Source organism: Polaromonas sp. UBA4122 (assembly GCA_002381615.1).
Taxonomy (GTDB): Bacteria; Pseudomonadota; Gammaproteobacteria; order Burkholderiales; family Burkholderiaceae_C; genus Polaromonas.
The window spans coordinates 1-4,110 of the sequence record DFWY01000085.1; the positions used below are offsets into that span (position 1 = coordinate 1).

4 protein-coding genes, 1 other RNA gene and 1 pseudogene are annotated in these 4,110 nt (G+C 54.6%); all 6 read left to right on the plus strand.

Going from position 1 to position 4,110, the window contains the following annotated elements; all coding sequences use genetic code 11:
* The first annotated feature begins 401 nt into the window (after positions 1 to 401).
* The 6 genes and pseudogenes from ompA (at position 402) to B3F77_RS11720 (ending at position 4,094) form a co-directional block, all read left to right on the plus strand.
* Positions 402 to 1,040: an outer membrane protein OmpA gene (gene ompA / locus B3F77_RS11695; RefSeq protein ID WP_293605122.1), complete on the plus strand. Its 639-nt coding sequence runs from the start codon at positions 402 to 404 to the stop codon at positions 1,038 to 1,040.
* 67 nt (positions 1,041 to 1,107) lie between these two features.
* Positions 1,108 to 1,815: a bifunctional 2-polyprenyl-6-hydroxyphenol methylase/3-demethylubiquinol 3-O-methyltransferase UbiG gene (gene ubiG, locus B3F77_RS11700; RefSeq protein ID WP_293605123.1), complete on the plus strand. Its 708-nt coding sequence runs from the start codon at positions 1,108 to 1,110 to the stop codon at positions 1,813 to 1,815.
* 32 nt (positions 1,816 to 1,847) lie between these two features.
* Positions 1,848 to 2,513, plus strand: coding sequence for a phosphoglycolate phosphatase (gene gph, locus B3F77_RS11705; protein ID WP_293605124.1), 666 nt, complete (start codon positions 1,848 to 1,850; stop codon positions 2,511 to 2,513).
* Between the two features lie 12 nt (positions 2,514 to 2,525).
* Positions 2,526 to 2,912: a transfer-messenger RNA gene (gene ssrA / locus B3F77_RS11710) on the plus strand.
* A 178-nt stretch (positions 2,913 to 3,090) separates the two neighbouring features.
* Positions 3,091 to 3,265: pseudogene (locus B3F77_RS20995) on the plus strand (Arm DNA-binding domain-containing protein); the annotation flags it as partial.
* A gap of 298 nt (positions 3,266 to 3,563) precedes the next feature.
* Positions 3,564 to 4,094 (plus strand): DedA family protein, encoded by a 531-nt coding sequence (locus B3F77_RS11720; RefSeq protein ID WP_293605125.1) that lies wholly within the window; start codon positions 3,564 to 3,566, stop codon positions 4,092 to 4,094.
* Positions 4,095 to 4,110 lie beyond the last annotated feature (16 nt).

The following is a 4,110-nucleotide window of genomic DNA, read 5'->3' on the forward strand; positions in this document are numbered from 1 at the left end:
AGCACGCGCCGGTGCACCGGCTTGAGGCCATCCCGGGCATCGGGCAACGCGCGGCCCACGATCACACTCATCGCGTAGTCGAGATAGCTTCGTCGCATTTCCTCTTCAAGACTGATGGGCAGGGTTTCTTTTGCGAACTGGGTCATGAGAGGCCTGGTTGGGATTTATCAAGATTCTTGAGGAAAGTCTGTGATTTTAAGGCTTGAGTTTAAGGCGGCTACTTTGTGGCTAAGCAGCAACAAATACTGAAGAATCTTGTCTCTGTGTCAGACGAAGCCGATAGCGTGCTTGAAGGTTCGGGCCGGTGTGGCACAATGAATGTAACGCTTTGAGTGATGGTCACTCACGGCGTGTAAATCATTAATCGCAGCAAGTCTGCGGCTTTTCTCTAGAGGAGAACCATGAAGAAACTCAACAAAATGGCAATGTTGTTTGCTTCCGCAGCGCTTGTTACCGCCGCTGGTGCGCAAACTATCGACAACTGGAAAAACGGCAGCGGTGATCTGGTCTGGAAAAACGGCACCAACGAACTGTGCTGGCGCGATGCCAACTGGACGCCTGCTACCGCAGCCCCAGGTTGCGACGGTGCAATTGTTCCTGTAGTTGCTCCTGCTCCTGTAGCGGTTGCCCCTGCTCCTGAAGCCGCTGCTCCTGCTCCTGCACCCGTTGCTCCTCCTGCCGCAACCAAAGTCACCTACGCCGCTGACGCGTTCTTTGACTTCGACAAGTCCGTGATCAAACCAGCAGGAAAAGCCAAGCTGGATGACCTGGTCGGCAAGATCAAGGACATCAACCTGGAAGTGATTATTGCTGTGGGTCACACCGACTCTGTCGGTAGCGATGCTTACAACCAGAAGCTGTCGGTTCGCCGTTCAGAAGCTGTCAAGGCTTATCTGGTGTCCAAAGGCATTGAGAAAAACCGCGTTTACACCGAAGGCAAAGGCGAGAAACAGCCTGTTGCTGACAACAAGACCGCTGAAGGCCGCGCGAAAAACCGTCGCGTGGAAATCGAAGTGGTTGGCACCCGCGCCAACAAGTAATCCTCCTGGATTACTAAAAAAACCGCGCTACGGCGCGGTTTTTTTATGTCTCAACGATAATCACCTCATGCCTACAACTGATAACTTCGATCCGGCCGAATTGGCCAAATTCTCTGATCTGGCCCATCGCTGGTGGGACACCGAAAGCGAATTCCGTCCCTTGCACCAGATCAACCCGCTTCGGCTGGATTGGATTGACAGTTTGGTCCCGTTAAAGGGGCTGCGTGTGCTCGATGTGGGTTGTGGTGGCGGCATCCTGGCCGACTCCATGGCCCGCAAAGGTGCTGCTGTGCTGGGAATTGATCTGGCAGCCAAAGCCCTGAAAGTGGCACAACTCCACGCGCTGGAGGCGCAGACTGAGGGTGTGCAGTACCGCGAAATCAGCGCCGAGGCGCTGGCTGCCGAGCAACCCGGCAGTTTTGACGTGGTCACCTGCATGGAAATGCTGGAGCACGTGCCCGACCCGTCTTCGGTCGTCAAAGCCTGTGCTGCGCTGGTCAAACCGGATGGGCAGGTATTTTTTTCCACCATCAACCGCAATGCCAAATCTTTTCTGTTCGCCATCGTTGGGGCGGAATATGTTCTTAATATGCTGCCTCGCGGAACCCACGAGTACGCCAAGTTAATCAAACCTAGCGAGTTGGCCGGTTATTGCCGCGCTGCAGGGTTGAACCTACAGCAGACCAAGGGAATGGAATACAACCCGCTGACGCGCCATTACTGGCTCAGCGCCGACACCAGTGTGAATTACCTGATGGCCACACAGAAAAACTGAGTTATCCATCCCTCTTCCCTGATCGTCCTGATATGTTCAAAAACATTGACGCTGTGCTGTTCGACCTAGACGGCACCCTGATTGACAGTGCCCCTGACTTGGGCGCGGCGGCCGACAAAATGCGTACCGACCGAGGCCTGGCATCGTTTCCCCTGTCGCAATATCGATTCATGGCCGGAGCGGGCGCCCGCGGCATGATTGCCGTGGCTTTCGGCTTGACGCCTGACGATGCCCTCTTTGATGCGCTTAAAGAAGAGTTTTTTGCCAATTACGAATCCCGCATGACCGAGCACACCTATGTGTTTGACGGCGTCGCCGAATTGATTGCCCACATTGGCCAGGTCGGCCTCAAATGGGGCGTCGTGACGAACAAATCCGCCCGCTTCACTGTGCCGCTGACCAAGGCCATGCCGCTGTTCAATACAGCACGGGCCATCATCAGCGGTGACACCACGCCGCACGCTAAACCACACCCGGCGCCGCTGCTGGAAGCGGCCCGGCAACTCAATGTCCATCCCGAGCGATGCGTGTATGTCGGTGACGACGAACGTGACATCGTCGCGGGTCGTGCCGCGGGCATGCCCACGGTAGCGGCGGCCTATGGTTATCTGGGCGCGACCGCCGACACACAAGGCTGGAAAGCCGATTTCACGATTTCTACCCCCTCCGCCCTCTTGAATTTGCTGCGAATGGCTTAAACTACTTGGCTTGGGGCTGCATTGGTTTCGACGTGGGTTCGGACGCGGTGTGGTGCATGTCGAGCTTAGTGTGCTCGTAAAACTGACTAAAACAAACTAACTGCAAACGACGAACGTTTCGCACTCGCTGCTTAATTGCCAGTGAGCTTTACAACAGCAGGCCGATGGGCTGGGCAAGGGGTCTTTAACGAAAGTTAGGGGCTCCCGGCTGTAAAGATAATTTCATCGGCTGGCTCCGGGCTGGGTACCTTAACTCGGGGCGAGAAAATAGGGTGCTGGCGTCCTGTGTAGCGTGCGACTGCGCGATACAGGTGGCGAGACTCAAATCAGACCGCTAAACATGTAGATCTGCTCGAAGAAGGCTTGCGGACGGGGGTTCAAATCCCCCCAGCTCCACCACCAAAACGTCCAAGGCCGTTTACTGACATCCAGTAAACGGCCTTTTTCATTGGTGAATCACTATCTGGTTGTCCAATATTGTCCTATCGAGTTCGTTGACAACCAAGCCAAAAACTGGGAACAACCGGGGTAAACACTGAAAAATTAGGGATGTGTTCCCCGGCCGTGGAGTTCCCTCATGTTGACTGACAAGCAATGCAAAAATGCCGCCTGCCCCCCCAGATAGGAAGCGGGCACGTTTTACCGACTCGGGCGGGTTGTACTTGGAGGTGAGCCCCGCTGGGTCAAAGCGTTGGTTCTGGAAGCTGTACGCCAATGGCAAAGAAGGACGGATGGCGACGGTTCAAAAGCCAGATGCATGGGTCAGTCCAGTATCGGCACCTGGGTCAATTCTCGGCTGGCCGCAACAGCTGGAGTTCCGGCGCTATCTCGAATGCGGCATTCTCGCCTACGGATTTACACGTGCCTGCTGTAACGAGCGTCCGCGAGAGTATTATTAAATTACGCACCCACGTGTAAGTGAATATTTCCCAGACTACGCGCCAACTTGGCTCGCCGCCGAAAAACAGCTGCACACGGTGACCGGCTTTCCATCCGGCTTAACCTTTTCGAGCCGCTCAAGTGCTCGATTGTCAAGACAGGGCGGTGAACATGTTCGACTGGCTGCGGTCTATATTGCCCCACATGCATCATTACGGATATGGGCTCGTCTTCATTGTCGTGTTTTTGAACAATATCGGTTTTCCCCTACCGGGAGAAACGATTCTTCTTGGGGCCGGATTTATCTTGGGGAAAACCGCCAGTACGTTGTGGCCACCTTTGGTGGCCGCAACAGTGGCGTGTTTCCTGGGCGGCATTTGTTCCTTTTGGATGGGGCGACGGTTGGGCCAAAGCGGCTTGGAAAAAATTCACTGGCTCCATCTCACGCCAGAAAGGTTAAAGTGGCCTGAGCGATTTTTCAAACGTCATGGCGCCAAGGCTGTTTTTATTGCGCGGTTTATCGCCTTGTTTCCACCGGTCGTGGCCAATCTGTTGGCCGGTATGTCGAAAATACCATGGCACATTTTTCTTTTTTTCAACCTCACAGGGTCGGCGGTCTATGCCACCAGTTACATCCTGCTCGGATATTTTTTTGGGAAGAAATGGAAACTTCTCCAAGCCTGGTTAGGCCCCACTGGTTGACGACAATTACCGTGGC